The sequence below is a fragment of the Chitinophagaceae bacterium genome, assembly GCA_030053935.1.
In the GTDB taxonomy this organism is placed as follows: domain Bacteria; phylum Bacteroidota; class Bacteroidia; order Cytophagales; family JASGCU01; genus JASGCU01.
This window is the reverse complement of the sequence record JASGCU010000042.1, coordinates 13,079-19,681: the sequence shown is the minus strand read 5'-3', so window position 1 is coordinate 19,681 and position 6,603 is coordinate 13,079. Positions and strand designations below refer to the sequence as shown.

The following is a 6,603-nucleotide window of genomic DNA, read 5'->3' as shown; positions in this document are numbered from 1 at the left end:
CGATATAAGTTATGAGTTGTGAAGTATATGATTCAAATAATATATATAAAATAAAGGGTAACTATGTATCTACAACTACCTTTGTGTCTTTTGTGTAACAATAAAAATAAAAGATATACCGCAAAGTTCCACAAAGAATTATGAATTTGTAAAGAATTTTTTACAAAAACATATATTACACAAATAAAAAATATATTGAAATAACATCATTTTGAACCCCATAAAAACATGATTTATTCAACAATTCAAAAACAATGGATTTAAAAATTTTTTTGTGTGTATTTTTTTTCTTTTTAGGGTATAGGGCATATTCCCAAAATAGATGCGTAAGTGTAGAGGTAGAAAAGGCATTCTATAAGAATTTGTATGATCAAAAGAGAAATGCTTTTGAAACATTTATTTCTCATAAAAAAAAAGAAAAAGAACAGCAGTTGAGACAAAATAGGGTGTCGGAGGAAGCACTTCCCGTCTATACTATTCCTGTGGTGGTACATATTATTCATAACGGGGAAGAGTATGGAACGGGTAGTAATATTCCCGACTCACAGGTATTTGCACAAATAGATATACTCAATAAAGATTACAGAAGAAAAAATCAAGATACCATTCAAACCCAGCAAGTATTTAAAAATGTAGTAGGGGATACCTATATAGAGTTTGTATTAGCAAGGCAAGATGCCAATGGAAACGCTACTAATGGCATTGTGCGAGTGAAAGGAAATAAAACAACGTACAATATAGGGAATGGTGCTTTAGAACTGAGTAAGTTGAGTGTATGGGATCCACAATCATATCTGAATATATGGGTTTGTAATGCAGGTGCAAGTTCTTTAGGGTATGCACAATTTCCCGTAAGTTATCTTCCAGGTTTGAAAGATGAGAATACTGTCTCCGATAGCACCGATGGAGTAGTCATAAATTATAGAGCATTTGGTTTAGATTATTATCCCATTCCTAATTGGAATTATGCAAAGGGCAGAACTGCTACTCATGAGATCGGGCATTATTTAGGATTGAATCATATATGGGGAGATGCTTCTTCTTGTGATGGGACAGATTATTGTGATGATACCCCTCCGCAAGCTGGTTTTACAACGGGTTGTTCAAAGAGAATAACCTGTGGGGGACAGAACATGATAGAGAACTTTTTAGATTATACATACGACCAATGTATGAATTCTTTTACCAAATGCCAAAGAACTCGAATGCGAATTGTCTTAGAAAACAGCCCACGAAGAGTATCATTACGCACTTCTAAAGGCCTTCATTATCCTAATGCCATCATACACGATATAGAAATAAGTGCAGAAAATATACCTTTTGTTTTAGATACCCTAAACAATATACATATAACTATTCAAAATAATGGAAACAGGGATATACAAGGATTCCATCTCTCAAAAAATTATAATGGAGTAATAGAAACTATTTTCTATCCCGATACTCTCAACCCAAAGATGAAACTCCAAAAACAAATACCCATTTCTCATACAGTAAGAGGAAAAAATACTATAACTTTTACAGCAAGTATTACTCCATCGCAGATACAATTATTCAATGATACTGTGCAAAGAGTATTTTATTTCTTTAATCCCGATACTCTCTCTCTCCCTCTTATAGAGCGGTTTTTAAAAAAAGAACAGGGTATTTTTACTGCTTTTGGCAGTGCAAAAGGAGGACATACGTGGCAGGCAGTTTCTGATACCACCAATACAGTCAATACTATAATGAAAGCACCTTTATTTACTCATAAAAGGTTTATACGTGATGAATATTGGCTTGTGAGCGATCGCTTGAGTATGGAAGGTCTTACAGAAGCATCTTTTTTTTTTGATGTAGCATTCTCTTCATCTGCTCATGTTCTGCAGGTCTATGCTTCTGATGATGGAGGAAAAAGTTGGATTATTGTACCATACCAAAATACAAATAAAAATATATTTGCAGTATCCGTAGAATATTACCCTCAAAAGAATGATTGGGAAAACAAATATATAAATCTTTCCCACTATGCAGGCAAGAATCCCATACAAATTGCATTTGTAGCGGTTAATAACGGAACTAATAATCTTTTTTTGGATAATATAGAGTTTTTTATATCTGCTGATTCTCTTATTGTTCGACCAAAACAAGCATATATCATATATCCCAATCCCGCTTCTGCAGAAATGTCTATTGCTTTTTCAGTAGAAAAAAAACAAAATATATCTATAAATATACTTACTATACGAGGAGAATCGGTTTTTAATACCATGTTCTCAAATGTTCTGAATCAAACCTTTTCATTTTCTACACATACAATGCCCCGTGGAATATACATTATGAAAATACAAGCAGAAACTTTTACTTCTTTCAAAAAAATTATTTTACACTAAACAAAAACAATGGATAACTCACAAAAAAAAAAAACATTTCTTTCTCAAGTAAGTATTAGCAATAAAAAAGCAAGATTTGAATACGAATTCTTGGATACTCTCATCTGCGGGATTGTCTTACAAGGTTCTGAAATTAAATCTATACGAGAAGGAAAAATCAGTATTCAAGAAAGTTATTGTTATTTTTCCAATACAGAACTTTTTATCAAAGGAATGAATATAACTCCCTATTCAAAAGCGACTTATTTTAATCACGAACCAACAAGGGAGAGAAAACTTTTATTAAAAAAAAGAGAAATTGTAAAATGGGAGAAAAAAACAGAAGAAAAAGGACTTACCATAGTACCTGTAAAAATTTTCATAAATCAAAAAGGGTACGCAAAATTAGAAATAGCCCTCGCTAAGGGTAAAAAATTATATGATAAACGAGAAGTCATAAAAGAAAGAGACCTTAAAAAAGAACTAAACAGAAAGTATATCTAAATAAAGTATATCTCAATAAAAAAGCAAATGAAAATCATTACAAATATATATATTTTTCTAATACAGACCTCAGTAATAGCCCAACCCCTCAGCGCATTTAATATGAGCTTTCAATATAATCCCGATTCCCCTATACAGTTCAAATACCGATGCTTTCAAAAAGATACTTCCCTGCAAATATTTTTTCAAATCACCCTTCCAAAAAATGAATCCATAACAGATTATAGGGTTTCTACTTTTTTTAAAGAAAGCTATGAGAATACGGATATTATAGAAACCAAACCATTTATTTTTGATAGCACACAGACACGTATTGTATACCCTTCCATTCAAAGTGTGTATGTTTGCAATTCCCATGTTCTCAATTCAATCCTTATATTTCAAATTGATAACATACAGAACGGGAAATCTTATTTTTTTGATATACCGCTTTTAAAAAATAATAGTTATAATCCTTTTTTTATCAATATACTTTCTTCTAAAAAAATACCTCTCTATTCTCATTTCATCAGTACAAAAGATACACTCAGCATAGATTCTGACAAAAAAATAATTGCATATTACTCTCAAAAAGAATTCCCTCAAAGCATGCCCGCAGGAGAAGTTTTTGCAGACACTACTACCACTCCTACATATTTTGACTCTTCTTTTGCAATCGCATCTCTCGTTCCTTTTACTTTCAAAAAACAAGGACTTTATATTCTACAAGAAGAAAATAATCCTTCTACTGCCACTGCCATACGAGCAGAAACTTTTTATTACCCACGCTACGTCCGAATAGAAGAAATAGTAAAACCTATGATATATATACTCACCGATGAAGAATATAAAAAAATACTTACTTACAAAAAAAAAAATTTAGATAATGTTCTTTTGAGCATCACCAACTCTGTAGAGAAATCAAAAGACCTCATGCAAAAGTATTTTCGTAAAATTACCTCTGCTAATGCTCTCTTCACTTCTTATAAAGAAGGTTGGAAAACGGATAGAGGATGTATCTACACTCTATTTGGAAAGCCCGATGTGGTAGAAAAATTTTCACAATCAGAAATATGGACATATATAAGAAAAGAAAAAGAAGGAAATCTCAAGTTCTCCTTTCAAAAAAAAACAATACTCTCTTCCCAAGAATATATACTAGAAAGACATGAAACATACCAATTAGATTGGTATAATGTTATTGAAAAATTTAGACTACAGCAAGATAAATAAAAAAGAATTATAAATTACGAATAGTGTTATTATTATCCCGAAGGAATGAAATTATTATAAAAATATACAAACAATGAAATCATTAAAAAATAGAATTTTTTCCATTATTTTTATTATCGCCCTCTTTACGGTATGGTATATGAGAGATATAAAACAACAATCCACGAAAGAAGTATTTCTCAGCGGAAAAACAATGGGAGTGCTTACCTATAATATTAAATACAGAGATAAGGGCATCAACAATAAAATTATCCAAAAAAACATTGATTCTCTTTTAGACAAAATGAACAATGCTCTCTCCCTCTATGTTCCCAATTCTGAAATATCTCGCTTTAATACGACAGATACATTTTTTTATGAAACAGAACATATGAAAACAATAGTAAAAGAAAGTAAAAAAATATATCAGTTCTCGGAGGGTGCTTTTGACCCGACCATAGGTATATTAGTGAATGCATGGGGATTCGGTCCTGTAAAAAAAAACATACAAGATACTAATACCGTCAGTACTTTGCTTCCCCTTGTCGGCTTTGATAAAATATCTCTCTTTGAAACATTTGCTATCAAACAGAAAGGAATGTCTTTAGATTTCAATGCCATAGCTGGTGGATACGCTGTAGATATTGTGGCTGACTACTTGATGGGAAAAGGAATACGAAATTTTATGGTAGAAATAAGCGGTGAGGTTGTTTGCCAAGGAAAAAATAAAGAAAATCAAGAATGGATAATGGGCATAGAGAACCCAATAGATTCTTTAGACGATGCAATAATTGCAACTGTTTCTGTCAAAAATACTGCTTTGGCAACATCAGGCAATTATAAAAATTATTACATTCACAATGGAAAAAAATACTCACATACTATTAGCCCTTTTACAGGAAAACCCGAGTTAAATACGCTCCTCAGTACTACTATTTTTGCACCTCGTTGTACAGATGCCGATGCTATTGCCACTGCCTGTATGGTTTTGGGCATTCAAAAATCTATCGCTCTTCTAAAAAAAAACAGTACCTTAGATGCAATACTCATATTCTCTGATAAAACAGGAAAAATAAAAACATATCTTACAAAAAATATAGAAAAACACATACATTTTCTCAAATTTCCAAAAATAGATTCTTCTTTTACAGATTTTTAACAGATGGAAAAACGGATACTCATCGTAGATAATATGCATCCACGCATTATAGAAATACTTCAAAAAGCAAAACTCACCGTAGATTACAAGCCCGATTGGGATGCGAAAACTATTTTAGAACAAATCCATCAATACTTTGCCATAATACTCCGTTCTAAAATAGCAATAGATGATACCTTTCTTTCCCAAGCCACTGCATTAAAACTTATTGCCCGCGCAGGATCAGGAATGGATTTGATAGATACAGACCTCGCAAAAAAAAAAAATATCCATCTCTGTAATGCTCCCGAAGGAAACAGAGATGCGGTAGCAGAGCATACCCTCGCTCTCATACTCGCTCTCCTAAACAAAATCATAAACTCCACCATAGAAATACGAAATGGAATATGGAAAAGAGAAGAAAACAGAGGCACAGAAATCAAAGGAAAAACAATTGCTATCATAGGATGTGGATTTATGGGAACTGCCCTTGCCAAAAGATTAAAAAACTTCCAATGCAATATCATCTCTTATGATAAATATAAAGATACACTCCCACATTCATTCATAAAAAAAGTTTCCCTCCCCTATATATTTGAACATGCAGATATTGTCTCCCTCCATATACCTCTTACCCACGAAACAAAGTTCTTTGTAGATACGCATTTTTTTAACTCTTTTCAAAAAAAAATATTCTTTGTAAATACATCTAGAGGCGAAATAGTAGTAGAAAAAGACCTCCTCCATTCCATACAATCAGGAAAAGTCGTAGCTGCCGCCTTAGATGTATTAGAAAATGAAAAATTAAACACCCTCACCCAAGAACAAAAAAATACTCTCCAAGAACTCTCCGCTCTCCCACAAGTAATATTCTCACCCCACGTTGCAGGGTGGACACACGAGTCCTATCAAAAAATTAGTGAAGTTATAGGAAAAAAAATAGTCGCTTTTTTACAGAAAAATAATAAAATCACTCCTAATCTCCAAAGCTCCATGTAATATTGATATACTAGTAATGCGATTCTTCTTATATTAAGAACCATTGTGTTATTTTAAAATAGTATTTTTAGTTTCATAAACAGACAAAAAATCTTGAATAAAATATTATTATATTTTATAAAAAGTATGTATTGAAAAAAAAAATATATTACATATTTGTAAAATACAAAAGAAGCAAATACTCAAAAGGGTTCTCATACATACTTTTTTTTCATAATTATTAAATTATATATTATAACTTATTTATTATTACAACTACAAATATGATAACAGCAGAAGAATACCTATTAAAAGAAATTAAAAGAATCATGTCAATAGATTATAAAAATGCGATAAAACATTATAATCAAGCGATAACACAAAATCCTCAATTTGTGGAAGCTTTTGAGAGTAGAGGATATGTAGAGTAGAGGATATGTA

Annotated in this window: 5 protein-coding genes; all 5 read left to right on the top strand. The window is 31.7% G+C overall.

The window, feature by feature from the left end:
* Positions 1-254: 254 nt before the first annotated feature.
* The 5 genes from QM536_05820 (at position 255) to QM536_05800 (ending at position 6,183) form a co-directional block, all read left to right on the top strand.
* Positions 255-2,372, top strand: coding sequence for a M43 family zinc metalloprotease (locus tag QM536_05820; protein MDI9356526.1), 2,118 nt, complete (start codon positions 255-257; stop codon positions 2,370-2,372).
* 9 nt (positions 2,373-2,381) lie between these two features.
* Positions 2,382-2,855, top strand: a complete 474-nt coding sequence (smpB, locus tag QM536_05815; GenBank protein ID MDI9356525.1) for an SsrA-binding protein SmpB — start codon at positions 2,382-2,384, stop codon at positions 2,853-2,855.
* Positions 2,856-2,882: 27 nt separating this feature from the next.
* Positions 2,883-4,067: a GWxTD domain-containing protein gene (locus QM536_05810; protein ID MDI9356524.1), complete on the top strand. Its 1,185-nt coding sequence runs from the start codon at positions 2,883-2,885 to the stop codon at positions 4,065-4,067.
* A 73-nt stretch (positions 4,068-4,140) separates the two neighbouring features.
* Positions 4,141-5,205 carry an FAD:protein FMN transferase gene (locus QM536_05805; protein MDI9356523.1) on the top strand — a complete coding sequence of 355 codons (1,065 nt, stop codon included), beginning with the start codon at positions 4,141-4,143 and terminating at the stop codon, positions 5,203-5,205.
* Positions 5,206-5,208: 3 nt separating this feature from the next.
* Positions 5,209-6,183 (top strand): NAD(P)-dependent oxidoreductase, encoded by a 975-nt coding sequence (locus QM536_05800; GenBank protein MDI9356522.1) that lies wholly within the window; start codon positions 5,209-5,211, stop codon positions 6,181-6,183.
* Positions 6,184-6,603 lie beyond the last annotated feature (420 nt).